The sequence below is a fragment of the Bifidobacterium sp. LH_449 genome, assembly GCF_056356755.1.
The window spans coordinates 287,007-309,684 of the sequence record NZ_JBKEUV010000002.1 but is presented as its reverse complement, the minus strand read 5'-3'; the positions used below and the strand labels follow the sequence as shown (position 1 = coordinate 309,684).

19 protein-coding genes, 3 tRNA genes and 1 pseudogene are annotated in these 22,678 nt (G+C 56.4%); 21 read left to right on the top strand and 2 right to left on the bottom strand.

Going from position 1 to position 22,678, the window contains the following annotated elements; all coding sequences use genetic code 11:
• Window positions 1-68: 68 nt before the first annotated feature.
• The 11 genes from AC1AX7_RS03160 (at window position 69) to AC1AX7_RS03110 (ending at window position 11,851) form a co-directional block, all read left to right on the top strand.
• Window positions 69-139, top strand: a tRNA-Gln gene (locus tag AC1AX7_RS03160).
• A 353-nt stretch (window positions 140-492) separates the two neighbouring features.
• A complete protein-coding gene (locus AC1AX7_RS03155) occupies window positions 493-2,103 on the top strand; it encodes an extracellular solute-binding protein (RefSeq protein ID WP_476508642.1) in 1,611 nt (536 codons plus the stop codon).
• Between the two features lie 212 nt (window positions 2,104-2,315).
• On the top strand, window positions 2,316-3,239 hold the full coding sequence (locus AC1AX7_RS03150; protein ID WP_476508693.1) for an ABC transporter permease: 924 nt from the start codon (window positions 2,316-2,318) through the stop codon (window positions 3,237-3,239).
• Between the two features lie 9 nt (window positions 3,240-3,248).
• Window positions 3,249-4,190 carry a carbohydrate ABC transporter permease gene (locus AC1AX7_RS03145; protein WP_476508641.1) on the top strand — a complete coding sequence of 314 codons (942 nt, stop codon included), beginning with the start codon at window positions 3,249-3,251 and terminating at the stop codon, window positions 4,188-4,190.
• Between the two features lie 39 nt (window positions 4,191-4,229).
• Window positions 4,230-4,916 (top strand): YesL family protein, encoded by a 687-nt coding sequence (locus AC1AX7_RS03140; protein ID WP_476508640.1) that lies wholly within the window; start codon window positions 4,230-4,232, stop codon window positions 4,914-4,916.
• A gap of 193 nt (window positions 4,917-5,109) precedes the next feature.
• A complete protein-coding gene (locus AC1AX7_RS03135; RefSeq protein ID WP_476508639.1) occupies window positions 5,110-7,035 on the top strand; it encodes a glycoside hydrolase family 32 protein in 1,926 nt (641 codons plus the stop codon).
• Between the two features lie 221 nt (window positions 7,036-7,256).
• The gene (locus AC1AX7_RS03130; protein WP_476508638.1) at window positions 7,257-8,312 is read left to right on the top strand and encodes a LacI family DNA-binding transcriptional regulator; all 1,056 of its coding nucleotides are present in this window, start codon (window positions 7,257-7,259) and stop codon (window positions 8,310-8,312) included.
• A 106-nt stretch (window positions 8,313-8,418) separates the two neighbouring features.
• The gene (gene glmU / locus AC1AX7_RS03125) at window positions 8,419-9,801 is read left to right on the top strand and encodes a bifunctional UDP-N-acetylglucosamine diphosphorylase/glucosamine-1-phosphate N-acetyltransferase GlmU (protein ID WP_476508637.1); all 1,383 of its coding nucleotides are present in this window, start codon (window positions 8,419-8,421) and stop codon (window positions 9,799-9,801) included.
• Between the two features lie 3 nt (window positions 9,802-9,804).
• Window positions 9,805-10,206, top strand: a complete 402-nt coding sequence (gene rsfS / locus AC1AX7_RS03120; RefSeq protein WP_476508636.1) for a ribosome silencing factor — start codon at window positions 9,805-9,807, stop codon at window positions 10,204-10,206.
• 35 nt (window positions 10,207-10,241) lie between these two features.
• Window positions 10,242-10,928 carry a histidine phosphatase family protein gene (locus tag AC1AX7_RS03115; RefSeq protein WP_476508635.1) on the top strand — a complete coding sequence of 229 codons (687 nt, stop codon included), beginning with the start codon at window positions 10,242-10,244 and terminating at the stop codon, window positions 10,926-10,928.
• Entirely contained in the window at window positions 10,916-11,851 is a 936-nt protein-coding gene (locus tag AC1AX7_RS03110) for a DMT family transporter (RefSeq protein WP_476508634.1), read from the top strand. Before AC1AX7_RS03115 ends, AC1AX7_RS03110 begins: the two co-directional genes overlap by 13 nt.
• Window positions 11,852-11,955: 104 nt before the next feature.
• Here the strand turns inward: AC1AX7_RS03110 and AC1AX7_RS03105 are convergent, their stop codons facing one another.
• Entirely contained in the window at window positions 11,956-12,756 is an 801-nt protein-coding gene (locus tag AC1AX7_RS03105; protein ID WP_476508633.1) for a DUF1287 domain-containing protein, read from the bottom strand.
• 179 nt (window positions 12,757-12,935) lie between these two features.
• On the opposite strand from AC1AX7_RS03105, the gene AC1AX7_RS03100 reads away from it, so the two are divergent.
• The 4 genes from AC1AX7_RS03100 to AC1AX7_RS03085 all read left to right on the top strand — a co-directional run bounded on the left by AC1AX7_RS03100 (window position 12,936) and on the right by AC1AX7_RS03085 (window position 15,402).
• The gene (locus AC1AX7_RS03100) at window positions 12,936-14,123 is read left to right on the top strand and encodes a hypothetical protein (protein WP_476508632.1); all 1,188 of its coding nucleotides are present in this window, start codon (window positions 12,936-12,938) and stop codon (window positions 14,121-14,123) included.
• 112 nt (window positions 14,124-14,235) lie between these two features.
• Window positions 14,236-14,308 (top strand) — tRNA-Ala (locus tag AC1AX7_RS03095).
• A gap of 93 nt (window positions 14,309-14,401) precedes the next feature.
• A tRNA-Ala gene (locus AC1AX7_RS03090) sits at window positions 14,402-14,474 on the top strand.
• Window positions 14,475-14,850: 376 nt separating this feature from the next.
• On the top strand, window positions 14,851-15,402 hold the full coding sequence (locus tag AC1AX7_RS03085) for a GNAT family N-acetyltransferase (protein ID WP_476508631.1): 552 nt from the start codon (window positions 14,851-14,853) through the stop codon (window positions 15,400-15,402).
• A gap of 71 nt (window positions 15,403-15,473) precedes the next feature.
• Here AC1AX7_RS03085 and AC1AX7_RS03080 read toward each other — a convergent pair whose 3' ends face one another.
• Window positions 15,474-16,067 carry a GNAT family N-acetyltransferase gene (locus tag AC1AX7_RS03080; protein WP_476508630.1) on the bottom strand — a complete coding sequence of 198 codons (594 nt, stop codon included), beginning with the start codon at window positions 16,065-16,067 and terminating at the stop codon, window positions 15,474-15,476.
• Between the two features lie 195 nt (window positions 16,068-16,262).
• Between AC1AX7_RS03080 and AC1AX7_RS03075 the strand changes: the two genes are divergently transcribed.
• The 6 genes and pseudogenes from AC1AX7_RS03075 to AC1AX7_RS03050 all read left to right on the top strand — a co-directional run.
• On the top strand, window positions 16,263-16,796 hold the full coding sequence (locus AC1AX7_RS03075; RefSeq protein ID WP_476508629.1) for a hypothetical protein: 534 nt from the start codon (window positions 16,263-16,265) through the stop codon (window positions 16,794-16,796).
• Between the two features lie 131 nt (window positions 16,797-16,927).
• Entirely contained in the window at window positions 16,928-17,332 is a 405-nt protein-coding gene (locus tag AC1AX7_RS03070) for a pyridoxamine 5'-phosphate oxidase family protein (RefSeq protein ID WP_476508628.1), read from the top strand.
• 135 nt (window positions 17,333-17,467) lie between these two features.
• Window positions 17,468-18,307, top strand: coding sequence for a histidine phosphatase family protein (locus tag AC1AX7_RS03065; RefSeq protein WP_476508627.1), 840 nt, complete (start codon window positions 17,468-17,470; stop codon window positions 18,305-18,307).
• Window positions 18,308-18,573: 266 nt separating this feature from the next.
• Complete coding sequence (locus AC1AX7_RS03060) at window positions 18,574-19,512, top strand: magnesium transporter CorA family protein (RefSeq protein ID WP_476508626.1); 939 nt, start codon at window positions 18,574-18,576, stop codon at window positions 19,510-19,512.
• A 577-nt stretch (window positions 19,513-20,089) separates the two neighbouring features.
• A complete protein-coding gene (locus AC1AX7_RS03055; RefSeq protein WP_476508692.1) occupies window positions 20,090-21,781 on the top strand; it encodes an ABC transporter permease in 1,692 nt (563 codons plus the stop codon).
• A gap of 55 nt (window positions 21,782-21,836) precedes the next feature.
• Window positions 21,837-22,607, top strand: a pseudogene (locus tag AC1AX7_RS03050) (ABC transporter ATP-binding protein); the annotation flags it as partial.
• Between the last annotated feature and the right edge of the window lie 71 nt (window positions 22,608-22,678).

Here is a 22,678-nt window from a genome sequence, read left to right as displayed (position 1 = left end):
CGACACGGCGGGAGCGTAAAGTCCCGACCTATGGCATAATTAACTCTTGGCGGAGTTCGCTCCGCCGTTCCCCCATGGTGTAATGGCAGCACACGGGTCTTTGGAACCCTTTGTCTTGGTTCGAGTCCAGGTGGGGGAGCTTTGCTGAGGTGGGTCCTGCGGTATTCCGCAGGACCCGTTTTCATATGTGAGTCGATGCTGCTCAGACGATGAGAATAATGGCATACGATCCTTGCGGCGTATATTCCCGAGCAATGGAGTCGTTTTTCCAGTGATTCTCCCGGTCACGATTGGTGCAGAGGTGCGACACGCCGATTGGCGTTAATCGATTGACGTAACGATGGTCGGAAAAGGCTTGTATATGGCCATTTTTGTTCTTTACAATGTCAATCGATTTGCGTCAACCGGTTGACATCACGCGGTTGACCTCTTATATTGTGGGGTGTTCCAAATGTTTTGGAACTGATTCGGTAAGAAGATCGAAGGAGAACGATGGCACGAGGAAGTGTAAAGATTGCTGTATCGGCAGCCGCGGCGATCGCCATGCTTGCTCCACTTGCTGCATGTGGCGGCAATGATGAGGCGACCGTGGACGAGAACGGCAAGCCGATCGTGAACATTATGGTTCGCCGTAACGTCACTGATAATCCAATGGCGGATACGCAATATTCCAAGGATCTTGAGGCGGCTTGCGACTGCACGATCAAATGGCAGGAGGTTGACGATAACGCTTGGGGCCAGCAGAAGAGCGCCAAGATGGCCGCTGGCGAATTCCCGGATATCGGATTGTCTTTGTTCAGTATGTCCGATGCGGCAAAGTACGCCGATTATTTTGAAGACCTTGCCCCGCATCTGGATAAGATGCCGAATGTGAAGGAATTCTTCGAAGCCCAGCCGGGTGCGGAAAAGTACGTACAAGATGGGGATGCGATTCTGGAATTGCCGTCCGATCGCGGCAAGGGGTACGAGGTATCCGGTACGCATATGTTCATCAACAAGACCTGGCTGGACAAGCTGGGACTACAGGTTCCGACCACGTGGGATGAACTGGAGAACGTGCTTAAGGCCTTCAAGACCGAAGACCCCAACGGCAATGGCAAGCAGGATGAGATTCCGATGAATATCCGTGACCTCGGATTCGATCTGTGGAGCCCGCTCACTTTGATGAACTCCGAAGGCGTCGTCACCTCCTTTATGGGCGGTGGTGCTTCCGAGCAGGGATATTACGTGGATAACGGTGAAGTCAAATCCTACATGACCTCGGATGCCTTGAAGGATGTGCTGTCCTATCTGCATGAACTGATGAGCCAGGGTCTGATTCCGAAGGATACCCTGACTCGTGATAGCTCCCAGTATGCGGCACAGACGGTGAGCGACGGTAAGACCGCGCTGACCGGTGTCTCCTTTGGCTGGTCCAACGTATCCGAATACGGCGATGACCTCGCCGACCAGTACATTACGTTGCCGCCGCTGAAGAAAGACGCCTCTACTCCGGATGAAGACGTCAAGTGGGATTACTCCCAGGATGCGGCACGCTGGGCCTACGCAGGTTCCGGTGTGAGCGTCAGCTCCAAGGCGGCCAACAAGCCCGCCATCTGGAAGATTCTTAATGCCATGTACAGCGAGAAGCTGTCTGTGGCCGGCTACTTCGGCTCGATTCCGGATATCGTCTCCGATGACGGCAACCATCAGTACACCATCAACAAGGACAAGGCCTACGCCGAGTACCCGGACACCCGTGCAGTCGCATTGCAGGACCGCTTCGGTGGCTGGATTCGCGACGATGTGACGATGATCAACGACACCAACGCCGATCAGGTGACCGCCTCCGACTTGGCCGTGCGTGATGCTCGCGCTAACGTCGATCCAATCAAGGACGTCGTGCCGATTTATGTGCGTCCAAGCTCCGACGACATGGACACGCTGCAGAACAACAACACCTCCATCTTCAATTACGCCAACAACCAGTATGCGAAGTGGGTGCAGAAGGGCGGCATTGACGAGGAATGGGATGACTATCTGCAGAAGATCAACGAGCCCAGCCTTGGTCTGAAGGACAACATCGCCATCTGGCAGAAGTGGTACGACAAGTACACCAAGTAGTCCCTCAGTTCATTCCTTAAAAAGGGGTGCCGGGCGATTGCCGCCGGCCGTCGTCCGGCACCCCTTTTTTTGAGTCCATGCGATTGCGTGAGCCATTACATTACGGCCGTCGTGACCGCATCCGGTGATTACTCTTACGACTTGGAGAGAACATCATGTCTTTACGTAAATCCCGCAGCGGTGAAACCGCTGTGGCATCCGCCTCCGTTCCGATGGCGGATTCCGCCAAGAAAAAAACCGGTCTGCTCAATCGCATCGCCAATCATTTCGTGAAATGTTGGCAGCTTTGGATTCTGTGTGCGCCGGCGCTGTTTTTCGTCGCATTGTTCGCCTACGTGCCGATGTGGGGTATCCAACTGGCTTTCCGCGAATTCGATCCCAGCAAGGGATTGACCGGCGGCAAATTCGTCGGAATGGAATTTTTCTCCGAATTCATCCATAATCCTTTGTTCGGCGAGATCATGATCAACACGGTCCGCATATCGCTGTGGACTCTGGTCATGGGCTTCATTTTCCCGATCATTCTTGCGCTGCTGATCAACCAGATTCATTCGTCGAAGGTCAAGGGCTTCGTGCAGACCGTCACCTACATGCCCCACTTCATTTCGGTTGTGGTGATCGTCTCGATGCTGAACATCTTCCTGTCCCCGGGCACGGGCATGATCGGCCGTTTTCTGGGCGACGAAAGCCTGATGGGCAGCACTACCGCCATCACCGCCGTATATTGGATTTCCGAAGTCTGGCAGCATGTCGGCTGGAACTCGATCATCTATCTGGCTGCGCTGAGCTCCGTGGACACTTCACTGTATGAGGCTGCAAAAATCGATGGTGCCGGCCGTCTCCAGCTGATTCGGTATGTCGATGTTCCCGCGATTTTGCCGACTTGCTCGATTCTTTTGATTATGAGTATGGGATCGGTGTTGAACGTTGGTTTCGACAAGATCTACCTGATGCAGAATTCCTTGAATCTTCCGGCCACCGAGGTCATCTCGACATATACCTACAAGATCGGTATTCTTAACGGCCAATATTCGTATTCGACGGCTATCGGCCTGTTCAACACCGTCGTCAATTTCCTGTTCCTGATCACGGCCAACGCGATCGCGAAGAGGGTTTCCGAAACGAGCATTTTCTAGGAGGTAAGCATGTCCGCTGTGAATATGCAGGCAATCGCACCGAAATCCTCCGGGGAAGACATCCCCTGGAACAAGCATGTCCATCAGAAGCAGAAGCCGGGCGATCTGGTGGTGTCGATCATCATATTCGCTTTGATCGCTTTGGTCGTGGTGGCCGTCCTGTATCCGCTTTGGTTCGTCGTCATCGCATCGTTCTCCGATCCGAACGCCGTGGCCGGAGGCAGCGTGGTATTGCTGCCCAAGGACATCACCTTCGTCGGATACCAGAAAGTGTTCGCGAATGCGCAGATCTGGCAGGGCTATCTGAACACCATCATTTATTCGGTGGTCGGCACCGCCGTCAACATGGCGGTTACGATTCCGTGCGCCTTCGCGCTGAGCCGCAGGGAATTCAAGCCGCGTCGCGTGATTCTGTTCCTGTTCACCGTGACGATGTTCATCAGCGGCGGCCTGATCCCGAACTACTTGCTGTTCAAGTCCCTGGGCATCAACAATACGATGTGGGTGTTCATCCTGCCGGGTGCGGTAAGCGTCTACAACGTCATCGTGGCCCGCTCCTTCTTCGACTCTTCGATTCCTGAAGAACTGCACGATGCAGCGCAGATCGATGGTCTGAGCTATTTCGGTTACTTCTTCAAGATCGTGCTGCCGTTGAGCTCCGCCATTCTTGCGGTGATCGGCCTGTACTACTTCGTCGGCCACTGGAACGATTACATGACAGGCCTTATCTATATCACCGACAGCACGAAGCAGCCTTTGCAGGTTGTGCTTCAGCAGCTGCTGCTTGTCGCACAGAGCACGACAAGCGTCAACGCCGCCGCTCAACAGCAGGCCGCCGATCAGATCAAGTTCGGCATCATCATTGTGTCGACCCTGCCTCTGCTCGTGTTGTATCCGTTCCTGCAGAAGTACTTCAACAAGGGCGTGATGCTCGGAGCCGTCAAGGGCTGACCCAGATATATATTAAACCGGCATATTCGAAAGGTCATCATGGGGGCGTTTGCAGTAGGATATGAGCGTTTTTGCCGTGCGATTCTCACCGTGTTCGTCATCAACGTGGCGATTATCGTACATGCGCTGCTGGGCTTGATTGTCGTCGGGCTGTTCCCTGCAATCGCCTCGGCCTATTCCGTATACCGTACATGGTTGTTGTCCGATGATCGCGGCTGGACGGTTCGTGAAACCTGGAAATTGTTTCATGCTGCGTGGAAAACGGAATTGAAGTCAGCCAATCTGCTTGGATGGCCCATCGCCTGCGTATGGCTGGTGGTGATCTACGACTACTGGCTGCTGATATCCAATGACACCGGCACTATGGGGTACGCCGCTTCAGGTGTTCTGTTGCTGTTCATCATCGGACTGGGACTGTTCTCCCTGCTGGTCTGGGCGGTCCGCTCGAATTATGCCGAAACGAATCGCTGGGCGGTCCGTATGACCGCCCAGATGATCATCGCCCGTCCACTGTGCAGCATAACCGTGGCGGCATTGTTCTTCATCACTTTCTGTGCGTGGATCGAATGGCCGGGCATATTCATGGCCTTCGGCATTTCGATTCCGATACTGCTGACGATGTATGCCGTAGCATTATTCGGCAGATTGCCGGGCATGGGATCTGATGAATGCAGAATACGCGTCGGTCGCGCACATGGGCGGAATGGCGATTCCGCATCGCAGTGAGGTCCGACTGCCGACAATTCGATGACGATGCATTGGGCCTGTTTCGGATGTCATGCCGATTCTTGTGGCTATGCGTTTGAGACTTTTTGAAATCGTTACATTTTGTCTCTGTTTTCTAGTTCCTACTTCGGGTGTTTCGCCCGCATACCCTTCGCGGTATGTATTTCGCTTATATTCATAAAGAAAGGCTATCGTGTCAACGAATAATCATGCATCGGCAACCACCGCGACATTTGGCACCGATGTCTATACGCTGTTGGAATTGTTTGTGGAACGTCATGGTGACGACGAAACGGTCATCCGTATCTCCACGCCGACCGGTGAACACGTTCACACCATGCCGGTAGGGGAGCGCCGTCATCATTTCCGCATTGAAGTGGACGCGCACGCTGAAATCACTGTGTGCATCGAAGGCGGCATCTGCCGCTATGCATATCTGACCGGCTGCGACGATCTGCTGGAACGCGGCGTACGTTTCGTCAGCCTGGATCCGGCGGAGCAGGATTGGCCGACGGTGCCGTCCACCGAGGAAATCTATCATCGTGAAGGACGCTCCGGTGCGCATTTCGAGCCGTTCACCCATTGGATGAACGATCCGAACGGTCTATGCCGTTTCCAAGGCCGGTATCACATGTTCTATCAATTCAATCCATACGGATGGGGATGGGACACCATGCACTGGGGCCATGCGGTAAGCCATGATCTCGTGCATTGGACGCATTTGCCGATTGTACTGGAGCCGCAGGCGGATTTCGCCACCGATCCCACGATGACGGGCGGCGCGTTCTCCGGGTCCGCAATCACCGTAGACGAGCACGGCATGCCTTGTGACGGTGACAAGGCGGCGGCGATTCGCCTGTTCCTGACCCGCCATGTGGAAACGCGCGGCGACGAGAACAGCGTCGTTGAATATCAGTCCACCTGCCTGTGCGAAGACGGCATCCATGTGCGCGTCGAATCCCCGATCGTCGTACGTCCGAACGACGATTTCGGTCTTGATTTCCGCGATCCCAAGGTCGAATGCGGACTGAACGGTGAGGGCATCGATCCCGACCGTGCCTATATGGTGCTGGCCACCAATCTTCCGGTGCCGGAAAATGCCGACACGGCCAAGCCTGGCGTGTCAACAGTGACGACGGATGGGTGGTTTACGACCGCGTCGGATGGCAAACCAGGCCAATTCGTCCCCTCCAATCCGACCCATGCGCCATCGATGGTGCTGTTCTCGGCACGCAAGCCATTGGCCCGTACAAGTGCTTGGCGTTACGAAGGTCCGGTATTGGTCGACGCCGGACATGGGATCTCGCGTACCTTCGAATGCCCGGATCTGTTCGAGCTTGACGGAACGACCGTGGCGGTCGGTGCCCTCATGCATTACCGCGACAAGCAAGGCCGCTTCCAGCCGGTGCGCTGGTATGCGGGTGACCTTGTCGCCACGCCGGATGGTCCGCGCCTGAACGTGACTTCCAGCGACTGGTGCGATTTCGGCAGCGGATATTACGCGACGCAAAGCTTCCGTGACGATGAAGGCAGGCGTATCATCATCGCTTGGTATACCGATTTCCCTGGTGCCCGTACCGAACGTCCTTGTATCGCCAACGGTGCCATGTCGCTGCCGCGTGAACTCCACATGCGTGACGGGCGTCTGTATTCCAAGCCGGTGCAGGAAGTCTATGACGAGCTGATCGGCGATGCGCTTGAACTGCATTCGAACGCTGACGGCGGCATGAATAAGGTGACGGCCCGAGTGCCGGGCAACGCATACTATGCCGACTTCCGTTTGAACGACGACGAAGACTTCGAGGCGATTCTTGCCACGGGTGAGCAGTGTTCTGACGGCAAGCCCTCAAGCTTGAAGCTGGTTCGTACGAACGGCGTCACTCGCATCGTCACCCATGGTCTCAAGGTCGATGACGTCGATTTCGACAGTGGCATCGATCATGTACGTCATGTGGAGATCTTCTTCGATCGCAATATCGCCGAAGTCTTCCTCAATGACGGCGAAGCCGCCGGCAGCATGCTCTTCCAGCCTGCAGCAGGGGATGGCGCTTTCCGCCTCAATGCCGATGGAAACGTTCAAACCGTCAGCGTGCATGCCTTGCGCACCATATGGCGATAGCGCAATCATCCGGACGGGTATCGATTATGCCGGCAGAATCGCATGGTGGCCTATGATGGAGCCGCTTGCGACTGCCGGCATTGATGTTTGGATGCGAATAAGCGGAGAACTGCGTATTCTCGATGCTATTCGATGTCTGTAAAATCCGGATGAGAACAAAGAGACATAGATATATCTGACAATATTGAGCGGGAAACATAGGAAAGCAGAGAAACGCACCGATGGCTACCATGCAGGACATAGCCGATAGTTTGGGCATTTCTAGATCAACGGTTTCGTTGGTTTTAAGCGGAAAATCCCAAGGGCGTGTGAACGCCGGCCTATCGACGAAAATCCGCGAACAGGCAGAGCATATGGGATATGTACGCAATCCTCTTGCAAGCAGCCTGCGAACGAAAAAGACGAGAATCCTCGGATTCATCAGTAACGAAGTCGCGACAACCCCGTATGCGGGACGTGTGATCGTCGGCGCACAGTGCGCGGCCAAAGAACTCGGATATGTGTTGCTGACAGTCGACACTAACGGGGATCCGGCGACGCAGGCCGACGATATAGTGGCGCTTCGGCAATACGGCGTGGAAGGTTTTCTCTTCACTTGTATGTATAACCAGGTGACGGTGTTGCCTCATAATCTTGATGATGTTCCTGCCGTCATCGTCAATGCTATAGGAACAGGTGAAAGTCGTGATGTCCCCTCGATTGTTCCCGATGAATATCTGATTGGCCTCGATGGCACTCGTAGATTGCTTGACGCCGGATGCCGGAGGATTGTTTTTTTCGGAGCTCCTGATCTGATTCAGGCACAGCAGGGACGTTTGCAGGGATTCATCGATGCGATGAAAGCGGCTGGCTATCCGGTTGACGACTTGGCAATCATCAATATGCAAATGGGGCATGACGGCATGGACAAGACCGCGGCACTTTTCAGTTGCGACATCCCGGATGGGGTATTTTGTTTCAACGATGTGCGAGCTTGGTACGTTTATAACGAGGCTGCAAAGCGAAATCTAGCGATAGGACGCGATATATCGGTGATCGGAGTGGACAACCATCCGGTTGTTTCTGAAATGCTCGTGCCCTCGTTGACAACCATAGAGCTGCCTCACTATGAAATGGGCTATTGGGCCGTATACAAGCTTGTTTCGATGTTGTCTTCGAATGCGGTGGCGATGCCCGTGAACGAAATGACGGCTTTGCTGCCGGGACTTGACGAGACGCAAGCGAAAATACACTGTAAGCTGATCGAAAAGGAATCGGTGGGCAGACATTGTGTTTGAGGTATGGCGTCGTTTGCGCAAAAGCCGCTGATGTCTGCGCTTGTGGAGTACAATCTGCGGCGAACAGCTTCTGTGTTATCCCAAGAAACGAATTGGAGAACAGTCCATGGCATTATCAGCCGCAATCGTTCTTGCTGCAGGTGAAGGCACGCGCATGCGTTCTTCGAAGCCGAAGGTCCTGCATACATTCGCCGGACATACTTTTCTTGAACGCGTGATGCGTTCCGTGGTGTCCCTGAACCCGCAGACGCTTGCAGTGGTCGTGCATTATCAGGCGGAACGCGTCGCGAAGGCTGCTCTGTCATACAATCCACAGGCCATCATCGTCAACCAGGACGACATTCCGGGCACCGGCCGCGCCGTACAGTGCGCGATGGCACAGCTGCAGGGGCAGGGCGAAGCGGAAGGTGCTGTATTGATCGTGGCTTCCGACATGCCGCTGCTTGACGGCGACACGTTGAGCAAGTTGCTTGAATTCCATAACAACAGCGGCAACGGCGCCACCGTGCTGACCACCGTGTTGGATGACCCCACCGGTTACGGACGCATCATTCGCGACCGTGACGGCGACGTGCTGCGCATCGTCGAACAGAAGGACGCCAATCGCAGCGAATTGGCGGTGCAGGAAGTGAACACGTCCGTATACGTGTTCGACGCGAAGGTGTTGACCGCCGCAATCCGCAATCTGAAATCCAATAATGCGCAGGGTGAATTCTATCTGACCGATGCGTTGGAGATGGCCAAGGCCACCGGCAAGGTCGGTGCGTTCGCCGCTCCCGATCCGTTGAGCGTGGAAGGCGTCAACGACCGCGTACAGCTTGCGGCCCTCGCCAAAGCCCACAACACGCGTATCTGTGAATATTGGATGCGTGAGGGCGTCACCATTCTCGACCCCGCCACCACGTGGATCGAAGACGAAGTGGAAATCGCCCGTGACGCGACGATTCTGCCGGGCTGCTTCCTGCAGGGACATACCGTCATCGGCGAAAACGCCGTCATCGGCCCGTACACGACGCTTATCGACGCCGTCATCGACGAAGAAGCCGTCGTGGAACGCTCCCGCGTACAGGAAACGCATATCGGACGCGCCGCGAATATCGGCCCGTGGACGTATCTGCGCCCCGGCAACGACTTGGGCGAGGGGAGCAAGGCCGGCGCCTTCGTGGAAATGAAGAAGGCGCATATCGGCAATGGCACCAAGGTGCCGCATTTGAGCTATGTCGGCGACGCCGATCTGGGAGAGCATACGAATATCGGCGGCGGCACCATCACCGCCAACTATGACGGTGTGCACAAGCATCACACCACCGTCGGCTCCAACGTGCATGTGGGAGCCGGGAACCTGTTCGTCGCACCCGTCACCGTCGGTGACGGCGTCACCACCGGTGCCGGATCCGTGGTTCGTCACGACGTGCCTGCTGATACCATGGTGTATTCCGAAAACACGCAGCACAATATCGAGGGCTGGAAGCCCGCCTGGGAGCGCTGAAATATGACCGCATTGCAAGAATCCATCGATTCCGTCCGCATCGCCGCCGCGGCGGCCGATCGTGTCAAGGCCACCGACATCGTCGCCATCGATGTGAGCGAACCGCTCGCCATCACCGACATCATGCTGATCGCCTCCGCTTCGAACGAGCGTCAGGTGCTCGCAGTGGCCGAGGAAATCGAAAAGGACCTGTATCTGAAGGACAACAAGCGTCAGCCGCGTTCGCGCGACGGCTTGGCCGAAGGCCAGTGGGTGCTGCTTGACTATGGTGATTTCCTCATCCACGTCATGCATCAGGAATCCCGTGATTTCTATGGCATTGAACGCCTGTGGCGCGATTGCCCGACCATCGACCTGCAGCTGGAACATCCGGAAACCAGTGCGTCGCAGGCCGAACAAGAGTAACGGCAAATCACTACAGACTCGAAGAAAAGGAGCCCATGCCAATGCACGTCCGTTCGATGACGCTGGTTCGTCACGGCCGTACCGCATATAACGCCGCACATCGTCTGCAAGGTCAGATTGACATTCCGCTTGACCAGACAGGCCAGTGGCAGGTCGCCCGCACAGGCGAAGCCCTGAAAACGTTATATGTCGACCAAAGGCCCGACACGCATCCGGTTGTCGTCAGCTCGGATCTGGGACGTGCATTGGCCACTGCTCACGCATTCGCAGACAGGCTTTCGCTGGATGTGACCACCGATGAACGCGTGCGCGAACGCAGCTTCGGCGAATGGGAAGGCGTTTCCGTAGAGGAATTGGCCGAACGGTATCCGGAGGATTACCATTCTTGGACGCAGTTCATGGGCGGCGAGCTCAAATACGGCGCCGAACCGGCTTCGGAAGTCGGGCGTCGCGGCGTGGAGGCTTTGAACGATTGGTCGACCCGCTTCGACACCGACGTTGACCTGTATGTGTTTTCGCATGGCGCGTGGATTTCACTGACCTTGCAGACGTTGCTTGGCATGAATCTGGCGCATTCGGATTATGCATCGATGATGTCGATGCGCAACGCGCATTGGTCGCGTTTGGCGCCGTTGGAAATGGATGATGGCACGCTGCGTTGGCGTTTGACGGATTACAATCATGGCCCGGCCGAATCGGACACCCCGCAGTGGGAGCAGTAGGCCGCCGAATGCGTTTCTTTCAAAATTTGCGAAGCAAGGCTTCCCGTTCGTTTCCACCCAATCTTGCACGCCTGATGCTGCTATGCTGCGCCGCATTATGGGGCGGCAGCTATCTGGTATCCAAAATGGCGATGCGCACCATCGCGCCGCAATCGCTGATGGCCCTACGCATGTTCGGCGCCTGCGTCGTGATGCTGATGCTGTTTCGCAAAAGCATTCTGCCGAGCCTGAATCGTTCCATCATTGTGCCGGCATTGCTGACGGGTGTCACCTATTGGGGTACGTTGGTGCCGCAGAACATCGGTCTGCAAACCATCGACCCGGGCCGAAGCGCCTTCCTGACCGCCGCATACTGCGTGTTGACACCGTTTGCGGCATGGATCATTTCCAGAACCAAGCCGCGCGCCATCAATCTGATCGCCGGCGTCATCTGTCTGGCCGGCGTCGGCTTCGTCGCGTTGAAGCCGGGTTCCGGCGGATTGACATTGTCGTCGGGGGATTGGCTGACCTTGCTGTGTGCGGTGGTGTTCTCCTTCAACCTGACGTTGCTCGGCGTCTATTCGCGTACGCACAGTCCAATCGCCGTAACCTTCGTGCAATTCGCCGCCGCCGGTGTCCTGTTCTTCGCCGGCGCATTGCTGACGGAACCCGCACCGACCGCCGCATGGCTTGAGCCGGGCGTCATCGCCAGCTTCCTGTATTTGCTGTTCGGCGCCACAACGGCCGCGCAAATCATGCAGAACATCGGACTCGCGCACGTGCCCGCCGACAGCGCGTCAATCATCATGTGCACGGAAAGCCTGTTCTCCGTCGTCTTCGCCGCAATCTTCTGGGGCGAAATCCCCGGATGGAACGCGCTTATCGGCTTCGCCATGATCTTCGTCGCCATGATATTGTCCGCGCGTTCACAGGAATCGCATTAATCGCCAGCGGCAAATATTTTCATGCTATTCCGCGGCGAAATCGCAGCATGCATGGCGCGTTGATTGCAGTAATCTGCTATTGAACAATCTCGAATGACGGCAGATTAATCCGTCCACTTGATCAGAATATTCGGGTCGATCTTCGACGCGTCAAATCGATAATGCGCGGTCACCGTCATATGCGTTTTGAATGCCAGATAGTCGTTTTCGCGCTCCTTCTGGCCCATATTGTGAATGATAAACGCGTTGCCGTCCGCGTCGCGCTTATCCGACACCATGCCGATATGTCGCGTCGACTCGAACACGACGATATCGCCGCGCTGCCATTCCTCCTTGGCTGAAGTGTCCGTCGTCAGCGATGTCGCATACTTTGAAAAGAACACGTTCAACACGCCTGTGCGGCGAAAATCAATATTCGGATCGGGCACTGAAACGACTTGCGCATATGAGACGGGGTCGGCGGCGATATCGGCATCCACCATCGCCTTCAAATCGTATCCGGCGTTGCGAAAAGCCCGCCAAATCACATCCGTACAGGCGCCGCGATCTTCCGGCGGGTAGCCGCCCTGATAATAGCCGTCATCATACGTCGGATGATTCTCGGCATCCTTGCGCGCGCCCTCCAGCAAATCCGTGTAATCATCGATGCCGTCGCCGTCGAAATCAATCGCACTCGTGACTTTCGGATACGTTTGGCTTGTTTCCTCCGACGGCGACGGGCCGGAAACAACGCCGGATGATTGCAGATACGGCGCAACGACGACGACAGCAATAATCGACGCAATCATCACCGCAGCCACTGCGACGATGATAACAAGCGGATAACGGCGACGGCGAATTCGCGTCGTGGCATGCCGCGCCGCATTATTTCTTGCAGAGCCATCCCGCGTTGGAAAATCGTTCATTGGATATCCTCTCGCTCGCGTACCGCCATAAGCATATCGCGATACTCGTTGGCATGGCGTTTGGCGGAATCCTATGAAGAGACGTCATTGCAGGGCGATATTTGACGAAGATGTGCGGATTAAGCAATTTTCACTGTCAGCACAGCTGAGGTACAACGATTGCCGCTAAGTTCGGACATGTGAGGAATTTTTTCAAGGGATTATCATTTTCGCAGTTGTGTGCCGGCGCGTTGGCGGCCGTCACATCATTCCTGCTGTCTGCGAAAATCGGCATAGCGGGATCTGTGATTGGCGTTGCCGTCGGTTCTGTCGTATCCGCGGCGGCGTCGCAGATCTATAAGAATATGTTGGAAGCGTCGAAAGCGAAACTGCGGGAAACATCGCCGCTGTCAATTGGCGGTCTGGATGGGTCGGACGCCAAGGCCGAAGCCAATTCGGACGGTGCGCAGAAGACGCGGGACGCCGCGGTGGATGAGAGCGTCGTCATTGGCGCTGACGCCATCGCCAATGACGATGTGGCGAATGCGGATTCGAATAAGGACGGGCTGTCTGATGATACGGTCGCTATGCCTGCATCCGATGAGACAAGTGTGATTCGCGACGTAGAAGGTAGAAGCATTCGTTCGACCGTCGGACGCGCGGATGAAACGACGGGGGCCTCGGCGGGGGCGTCGCCAAAGGTTTCGAAGGTGTCGAAGAACAGTGCCCGCGCACATATGAGCCCGACTTCAGCCCAACTGGCGGTGGAGCGTCGCAGCAAGCGTCTTGCGATTATCGTTGCCGTCGTCAGCGCCTTGGTCGCTGTCGGCGCCACGGCGGGAGTGATTCTGCTTGTCACCGGTGGTGAAGGCACCGACAGTGTGGTGCGCGATATTGTTCATCCAAACACCAGCGTGGTCGTGCCGGCGCCTGGATCGGAGGATATGTCAGGAACGGGATATCCGTCGTCTCCATCAGAGGAAGATCCGTCCAGCACCAGTGACGAGAATGCCGACAATGCCAATCAGGACGCATCTAAGGACTCGGGCAACAATTCCGACGGCACGGGGGAGTCGGCGGATTCCACAGACGATGCAACACAAGGCAACACCTCGGGAAGCACCGGCACGGATGGTTCGGATTCAACAACCGATAATTCAGGCGCGGCGAATAACGGGACCGGAAACACTGGAGATAGCACGGACGGTTCACTGCCAAGCGGATCGACCGGTGACGGGAACGATGCGTCTTCCGGAACAACAGACAGCAGTGCCAGCAGCGGAACCAGTGGCGGCGGAACCGGTTCAAGCACTACGGGATCCGCCGGCAGCGGCGGTTCGGGCAGCTCTTCGTCATCTTCCACAAGCGGCTCAGGCACCGGACAATAAGGCGATGTGGATGGTAGTGCGTTCGCTGGCTGCGTGTCGCGACATGCCGGAACTTGCGTAAATCAGGGTCCCGTTGTAACCTGTCTCAGGTTCGACACGGAAGTGTTGTAACGGGGCTATAGCGCAGCTGGTAGCGCACCTCCATGGCATGGAGGGGGTCAGGGGTTCGAATCCCCTTAGCTCCACGAAGGCATTCCGGCTTTCGGAAGTCTTTACGGCGATAGTCGTTGTTGTTGGTCGTGTGACCTTATGGCGACGACGAACGCTGGTAGCTAATCGGGGCTATAGCGCAGCTGGTAGCGCACCTCCATGGCATGGAGGGGGTCAGGGGTTCGAATCCCCTTAGCTCCACGTGTTAAGCCTTGGACACTGTCCAAGGCTTTTTTGTTAAGGGAGACCCCGGCATTCTGGGATAGAAAACAGAAGTGCATTTCATCCGGGTACGCGATTGGTGCGTTTCATGACATCCTGAACAAACCGTTCCCGGCGTCGGGTCTGGTTTTTATAGCGGACTTTATCGCATATCATCATCCGTGAATTATCGTATGAGTGATGGTTGGAACTGGATTCGCGAGCGGGCGTTGAAAGGCGGTAAGCTTTTGCCGAACGGATGGGACGGGATAATGTCTCTCGAAGTTGGCAGATGCGGTCTTAAGGGGATCTGTAACGTAACGGTCCGGATGCCATGAAGCGTCGCAATTGTTGCGGATAAAGGAGCCATAAACAAATGATCGAAACACAGCGGTTGATCCTTCGCCCATTTCAAGAATCCGACGCGGCGGACATATATGAGTATCTGAGGGAGCCCGTCGTGAACTGCTTTGCCTGCATGAGGCTGAATTCGTTGGAAGAAGCGAGGGCGGCGGCTCTGGAACGCGGCAAAGATGAGGAATATACATTCGCCATCGTGCTTAAGGAGACGGGAAAGGTCATCGGCGAAATCGATGCGGCACCGGAGTCCGCCTCGCCTGACCGGAATGATGCAGAGATGGACACGTTCAGCCCATGCTGGATGTTGAATGAGACATATCAAGGCGAGGGATACGCATATGAGGCCGCCCGCGCGTTTTTCGAATACCTCTTCAAGGAAAAGGGCGCGCGGCGCATATACGCCTACACCGAGGACTACAACATTCCGTCCCAACGGTTGTGCGAAAGGCTGGGCATGCGCAGGGAAGGACTGTTTCTGGAATTCATCTCTTTCGTGAACGATTCGAATGGCGATCCACTGTATGAAAATACGTATCAGTACGCCATCCTGCGGAGGGAATGGCGCTGATACGGCCTGCCTGATTCCTAAAGAGGGGGATTCCCGTATGTCGTTGGGATTCCGATTTATACGGAAGCCTTCTATTCGTCACGGGTGATGCGGCGGATGACCTCGTCCCGGTAGACATCGCCGAGCCGTTCCATATGCACATGTTCGGCGATTCCGATTCGTTTCAGGCCAAGTTTGTCCATCACCCGGGAAGACTTGGCGTTGGCAATGTCATGAGTGCCCCAGACTTCAGCAAGATCCAAGTCCTCAAAGCCATGCCTCAGCAGTTCCCGGCACGCTTCAGGGATCAGTCCCTGTCCCCAATAAGGTTCGCCAATCCAATATCCAAGCTCCAACGCGTGGCCGGTTTGGGCACGGGCCCCATCACCGGAGCGATCATCCAAAATATCCGACGACAGCGGTTTCAATCCAACACTGCCAACGGGCTCGCCGCTCTCCTTCAATACAACGGCATACGTTTCCGGCGCGCTTAACACATTGCGAATGATCTGCGCGCTATCCGCAACGCTGCGGTGCACCGGCCAAGCGGCGGCCGGGCCGACATTCGGATTGCTGGCATAGCGGAACAGTGCGCGCGCATCGGCGTCATCGTCAACATGCCAAGGGCGCAGAATCAAGCGTTCGGTAGTCAAAACGGTCATAAGACCCGACTGTATCATCGCCATACATGACGCCTGTAAAAACACGCGAGGGGAAGACACATCTTTCGATTTATGTCAATCGCAGTATACGTGGTGAAAGTCGTGGCGCGTCATCGCGATGACGTGAGTCTGGCTTTGATGGCCTGAGTGACATAGACTGAGGTGGACGGCTTCCTTTGACAGCTCACGTCGCCGAATGTGCGGCAGAGGAGAGGGATTATGATTTTCAACTTCGAACCGTGGCGTTTGGACATCGACGTCGATGCGACCAGACGGCTCTATGCGCAGTCCGATTATTCCACGGACAAGGCAGCTAATGAGGAATTCGTCGCGATGCTGTCTGAGAAGCAGCTCCATTTCTTTGACTCGTTGGGCGTGGATCCGATGAGAATCGAAGTCGACAGAAAGCACTGTTATCTCTCTCAAGACGAGGACGGCCAGATGTCCAAGAGATGCCTGATGCTGGTTCATTTTCTGATGCGGGGGAGGATATTGGCGTTGACGCAATTCCAAAAGGGCCTTTATGCCGGCGAAGATCTTTTCGGTAAGGACTTTCCCGAATCCATAGCAGTCGGAGCGCCTGATGCCGATGCGTTTGAAACGTTCGATATCGGAATCGGGTCGGGCGTCGTATTCAAGCATCCGGTCCTGCACTATGACGATGACATTTTCCAAACATGGGATTGCGGGTATGTTCTGGGGGCGATAATGATCGGATATGTTGCAGAAACACTGACGGCACCTTACCAGTAGGACCTGCAGTCGGTCTCCTGTATGTTGCTCGCATCAGCACAGGCAGTGACATTGCTCACAGCGAGTCCGCGCGTGAACACAGCGAAAGTGAAGTACCCTTGAAACAGCATCAATTTGAAAGGATGGACGCAATGGCAACACTCACCGCTGAGATGAAGACCTTCATCGAAAACAATCTCGCTTGGATTACCACCATCAACAAGGACGGCGAACTCGACCTCGGCCCGAAGATGTCGATGTTCGTGTTGGACGACAACCATCTCGCGTACCACGAGCGCACCGCAGGCCAGCACTACCGCAACCTGGTCGACGGCAGCCCGCTGGTCATCGCCGTCGCAAACCTGGCCGAAAAGAAGGGCTACCGTTTCCGCGGCACCGTGACCCTGCACACCGATGACGCCATCTACGACGAGCAGGTCAAGATCGCCGAAGAAAAGGGCACGAAGAAGCCGGCCGCCATTCCGGTCATGGAAATCACCGAAATCCAGGATCTGACTTCCGGCGCCACCGCCGGCAAGACCATCGAAAAGGATTGAGTCTCGTCTTTGTACATCGTTTGACGGCGCTCCGCGGCATGCAACTTCTTACATACCGCGGAGCGCCGTTTGTATGTGTTGTGTCGATACAATGAATGCGTTGAAGTGTGATGCGGGAAATGTGGGGAGGACAACATGATTGATGAAGTGGTGATGCTGCGTCACGGGCGTACGACATACAATTTGGCAAGGCGTCTGCAGGGGCAGATTGATATTCCACTCGATATCATCGGCCGTTGGCAGGTGGACCAGAGCGCTTACGAATTGGCAGGTCGATATTATTGGGCGAAGGCGTCGCATATTGCGGCGCATCCTGAAATGCTGCAGGATATGCAGGCCAAAGATTGCACGGAACAACTGCGTGAGCGTGGCATTGCGGATGTGAGCGAATGTCCTGCGGCAAAGCGCGTGATGCGTATTGTGTCGTCCGATTTGTATCGCGCACAGCAGACCGCGCATGCGTTCGCGGATATTATGGGACTTCCCGTGGAATTGGATGCGCGTTTGCGTGAGCGCAGTTTCGGTGAATGGGAGGGCATGACTCGTGAAGAGGTGTGCGAGCGTTGGCCTGAAGATTATGCGTCTTGGCGTGCACATGCGGGCGGTGAAACGCGGCATGGTGTGGAAACACGTGTGGAGGTTGGTACGCGCGGTGCTGCTGCGGTGCATGACATGATCGCTTGCGCGCAGTCTGATCCAGCGCCGCAGACTCTGATGCTCGTCGGCCATGGCTCGTGGATCGTCGCTACGATTGAAACGCTGTTGAACATGGACCCTGATTCCTTGAGCAACTTGGGCGCGGTAGGCAACGCCTGCTGGTCGCGTCTGATTCCTGTATATAAGGATGACGGCGTGCAATGGCTGTTGGAGGAGTTCAATCACAGGCCGCAAGCGGCGGCGATGACCGATTGGGAGAACGGTCCGGATTATCTGCGTAATCCGGATATGCCGAAGTGGCGTGTATTGCAAGGCTGAGGGGTTGCAGGATGGAGTCCTGCGGCGTTTGTGTGAAGGATTCAAATCGCGTTCAAGCCGCGTTCACCATGTGTTCGGGATTCCTTCATGACTCGCCGCTGGCCGAATTCCTAGCCTGGGATTATCCTAGGTAAGGTTTACACGCGCGGTATGTCTGGCATGCCCCGGCCAAGTAAGGTTCGGGCAATGTTTTACGAGCACAGACGCCGCCGATCAATACCGTACAGCGATAGAACGTAAGACAGCGCGGAAGGCGGGTGACAGTCATGTTGAGGATGTTCCGAACCATCAATAGCCAGGTGGAGCAGATCGAAAAACCGGAAAACGGATCATGGCTATGTCTTTCCCAACCTACCGACGTGGAATTGGCGACGGTCGCCCAAGAGACGGGCGTTGAGCTCGCCGATTTGCGTGCGCCTTTGGACGATGAGGAACGTTCGCGCGTCGACGTCGAAGATGATTACACGATGATCATCGTCGACATTCCGACGGTCGAGGAGCGTGACGGCCGCAACTGGTATGAGACGATCCCGTTGTCGATCATCATCACGCAAAGCCTGATCATCACCGTGTGCATGCAGGATACGCCTGTACTGCATCCGTTCATGGAAGGCACCATCCGCGGTTTCAACACGTTCATGAAAACGCGTTTCATTCTGCAGATTCTGTATCGCAACGCCACCATGTATTTGCGTTACCTGCGTATCATCGACCGCGAAAGCGACCGACTGGAAATGAAACTGCGCCATTCCATGCAGAATCGCGAAATCCTGATGCTGCTTGAGCTGAGCAAGACCTTGGTCTATTTCACGACGTCGCTCAAATCGAATGAAATCGTGATGGAAAAGCTCACCACGTTGCCGCGCATCAAACAGTATCCGGAAGACGAGGACCTGCTGGAAGACGTCATCATCGAAAACAAGCAGGCCATCGAGATGGCCAACATCTACTCCGGCGTTTTGGCGAATATGACGGACGCGTTCGCTTCGATCGTATCGAATAATCTGAATAACGTAATGCGCATCTTCACGATCATTTCGATTTCGATTTCGATTCCGACGTTGATCTTCTCCCTGTACGGCATGAATTTCGACGTGATGCCGTTGACGGGCCAGTCGTGGGGCTTCGCGTTCGTTGTGATTGTGTCGGTGGCGTTGGCGGCCGTCGTCACGTGGTTCCTGACACGTACCCGAATGTTCAAGTAAATCGATGGCGTCTTGTTCGCGTATGTGACGCGGATGGTTACGCTATGCTCAGCTGTATTTTTCGCTGTTTTTCATGTGATGTAAGGAGGTGAACGTCATGGGCGACGATTGTTGTAGTACAGGCGTGTTACGTTGCGCCGCCGATGAGCGGCGGCTTACGCGTCGGGCCGCGCATGCCCGACGCCAACGGCGACCCATGACGGGCGCTTCCCCTGGATATTGCGATATGCATTGCTGACATCGGTTTTTCGGCATTGTCTGCTTGCGATTCTGCTGATATGCGGCATCGCCGGTTTTCAACAGGGGTGAAGCGTTCCTGATATTTGTGATTATTGCGGTCGCCTGACATCGTTCGTCGCGCGCGAGAAACCACATCATGCGACCACATCAAGTACTCACATGATGATCGGTCTCATCGTCGCGCCCGATTCGTACAGGGGGCAACCCGAATATGACGCTGACCATCCATACCCTCAACACGTTGATGCGTACCATCGGCGGCGGAAAGCCGTCGTCGCACACTCAGGCCGCCATTCCGGTGACGTCGTGGCATTCAGCGGCAAAGCCGCATACGCGCATGATCTGCGACGCCATCGTCGTCGGCGGCGCCATCGCGATATTCGGCCTGCTAACGTGGCTGATTCCCGAATTCATCGCACCCATCAGCGCCGACGGCGTGCCGACAAGCATCGCCACCGATCCGGCATGCCTGCCGTACTACGCGCTGTGCTCCACACTGCGCATGCTGGCGGCGCTGCTGTTCTCGCTGATCTTCAGCCTCATCTATGGCTTGGCCGCAGCACGCTCGCGCCGTCTGCGCCTCGTGCTTCTGCCCTTGTTGGACGTGCTGCAATCAGTGCCGATCCTCGGTTTCCTGTCGGCGACCATCACCATCTGGATGGTACTGTTCCCAGGAAGCATGCTGGGCGTGGAAGCGGCCTCGATTTTCGCGATCTTCACCTCGCAGGCCTGGAACATGGCGTTCTCGTTCTACCAGTCGCTGATCGAAGAACCCGACGACCTTGTGGAAGCGGCTATTTCCCTGCGCCTGACCAAATGGCAGCGTTTCTGGAAACTCGATGTGCCCCACGCCATGATTCCACTGCTGTGGAACACTATGATGAGCGTCGGCGGCGGCTGGTTCTTCCTGACCGCATCCGAAATGATCTCCGTCAATAACGAAACCTACGTGTTGCCTGGCATCGGCAGCTTCGTCGGGGCCGCCATTCAAAACGAGGAACTGCACAACGTCACATACGCCATCGGCGCCATGATCGTCATCATCATCCTCGTCGACACGCTCCTGTTCAAGCCGGTCACCGTATGGGCCGACAAATTCCGCATCACCACTGTCGCGGCCGGTGATGTGCAGCCGCGACGCAGCCTCGTATTGGCCATCATCCGCCGCTCGCACCTCAACGAATGGTTGTCGGTCTGTGCAAGGCCGATCGCCGATCTGCTTGACCGGTGCACGCGCCTGTTGGGCGTCACCGGAACGGTGCGCAGCGCATCCGCAAGGCGACGTCGCATAGGAGACCTGCTGTTCGGCATGACGCTCGCCGCGGCGCTCGCATGGGGAGCTTTCTTGGCGGTGACGGATATCCGCGCGGACGGAGGGCTGACGGAAGTACGAAACGTGATGGCCTTGGGATTGCTCACCTTCACGCGCGTGCTCGCGCTGACGTTGGGCTGCTCGATCATCTGGGTGCCGGTCGGCGTGCGTATCGGCATGAACGCGAAACTGGCGCGTATCATGCAGCCGTTGGTGCAGGTATGCGCAAGCTTCCCCGCGAACTTCACCTTCCCGTTCGTGACATTGTGGTTCATCGCCTGGCATATCGACCTCGATTGGGGCAGTGTCCTGCTAATGGCGCTCGGCACGCAATGGTACATCCTGTTCAACGTGATCGCAGGCGCATCCGCCATCCCCGACGACCTGCGCGAAGCCTGCCGCAGCTTGGCATTAAGCCGATGGCAGCAGTGGCGCACGCTGATTCTGCCCTCTGTATTCGGCGCATGGTGCACAGGCGCGATCACCGCGGCCGGCGGCGCATGGAACGCCTCCATCGTGTCGGAGATCGTCACCTACGGCTCCACGACATTCACCGCGCACGGGCTCGGCGCCTACATCGCCGAAGCGACGGAGACGGGGGATTCCGGGCGCATCCTGATCGGAGTGCTGGTGATGGCCCTGTTCGTTGTGGCGCTGAACCGCCTGCTATGGCAGCCGTTGCAGCGCTTCGCGTCGAAGCGTTTCGCGCTCGCCTGACCGCCGCCGGACATGCAGTCTTTTTTTTTGATGTTGTCGTAAAGGAAGAACGAAGATGATGAATTTTATTGAAGCCCGTCACGTATCCAAGACGTTCCGCACCGATTCGGGCGAAAGCAAGACGGTGTTCGCCGACATGAGCCTGACATTGCAGGAAGGTCAGATCGTGGCGATTCTGGGGCGTTCGGGAAGCGGTAAAAGCACGTTTCTGCGCGTGCTTGCGGGACTGGCCGCCCCGGACCGCGGCGAAGCGCTGTACCGGGGGCGTCCGCTTGACGGTCCGAATCCGGATGTGGCCATGGTGTTCCAGTCCTTCGCTCTGATGCCGTGGCTTACGGTGCGGTCCAATGTCGAATTGGGGCTGGAGGCGAGGGGAGTGCCGCGTGCGGAACGCCGTCGCCTGGCCTCGGAAGCGATCGACGCGATCGGACTGGGCGGCTTCGAGCAGGCGTATCCGCGCGAATTGTCCGGCGGCATGCGCCAAAGGGTCGGCATCGCGCGGGCGATGGTGCTGAAGCCGAAGGCGCTGTTCATGGACGAGCCGTTCTCCGCGCTTGACGTGATGACCGCGGAAAGCCTGCGCGGCGAGGTGCTGCGCGTCTGCGAAGAGCCGGGCGGCGTGCGTTCGGTGGTGATCGTCACGCACAACATCGCCGAAGCCGTCGAAATGGCGGACCGGATCATCGTGCTCGGGGCGAATCCCGGCAGGATCGTCGCCGACATGACGATTGAAGGGCGGCGTCCACGCGACATGCGTTCCGAACGGTTCACGGACATCGTCGACGGATTGCACGCCATGATGACGGATGATGCGTTGGACGGGGGCGGCACGCCGATGCCGGCATGACGCCCGTCCGACCCGCAGCGCGGAACGCGGCCTGACGTCCGCATGGTGTC

Bases quoted from the DNA above. Each gene is read 5' to 3' on its own strand.
- AC1AX7_RS03155 (WP_476508642.1), top strand. From the start codon at position 493: ATGGCACGAGGAAGTGTAAAGATTGCTGTATCGGCAGCCGCGGCGATC.
- AC1AX7_RS03145 (WP_476508641.1), top strand. From the start codon at position 3,249: ATGTCCGCTGTGAATATGCAGGCAATCGCACCGAAATCCTCCGGGGAA.
- AC1AX7_RS03065 (WP_476508627.1), top strand. From the start codon at position 17,468: ATGATTGATGAAGTGGTGATGCTGCGTCACGGGCGTACGACATACAAT.
- AC1AX7_RS03085 (WP_476508631.1), top strand. From the start codon at position 14,851: ATGATCGAAACACAGCGGTTGATCCTTCGCCCATTTCAAGAATCCGAC.
- AC1AX7_RS03070 (WP_476508628.1), top strand. From the start codon at position 16,928: ATGGCAACACTCACCGCTGAGATGAAGACCTTCATCGAAAACAATCTC.
- glmU (WP_476508637.1), top strand. From the start codon at position 8,419: ATGGCATTATCAGCCGCAATCGTTCTTGCTGCAGGTGAAGGCACGCGC.
- AC1AX7_RS03140 (WP_476508640.1), top strand. From the start codon at position 4,230: ATGGGGGCGTTTGCAGTAGGATATGAGCGTTTTTGCCGTGCGATTCTC.
- AC1AX7_RS03060 (WP_476508626.1), top strand. From the start codon at position 18,574: ATGTTGAGGATGTTCCGAACCATCAATAGCCAGGTGGAGCAGATCGAA.
- AC1AX7_RS03055 (WP_476508692.1), top strand. From the start codon at position 20,090: ATGATCTGCGACGCCATCGTCGTCGGCGGCGCCATCGCGATATTCGGC.
- AC1AX7_RS03105 (WP_476508633.1), bottom strand. From the start codon at position 12,756: ATGAACGATTTTCCAACGCGGGATGGCTCTGCAAGAAATAATGCGGCG.
- rsfS (WP_476508636.1), top strand. From the start codon at position 9,805: ATGACCGCATTGCAAGAATCCATCGATTCCGTCCGCATCGCCGCCGCG.
- AC1AX7_RS03115 (WP_476508635.1), top strand. From the start codon at position 10,242: ATGCCAATGCACGTCCGTTCGATGACGCTGGTTCGTCACGGCCGTACC.
- AC1AX7_RS03075 (WP_476508629.1), top strand. From the start codon at position 16,263: ATGATTTTCAACTTCGAACCGTGGCGTTTGGACATCGACGTCGATGCG.
- AC1AX7_RS03130 (WP_476508638.1), top strand. From the start codon at position 7,257: ATGGCTACCATGCAGGACATAGCCGATAGTTTGGGCATTTCTAGATCA.
- AC1AX7_RS03080 (WP_476508630.1), bottom strand. From the start codon at position 16,067: ATGGCGATGATACAGTCGGGTCTTATGACCGTTTTGACTACCGAACGC.
- AC1AX7_RS03150 (WP_476508693.1), top strand. From the start codon at position 2,316: ATGGCGGATTCCGCCAAGAAAAAAACCGGTCTGCTCAATCGCATCGCC.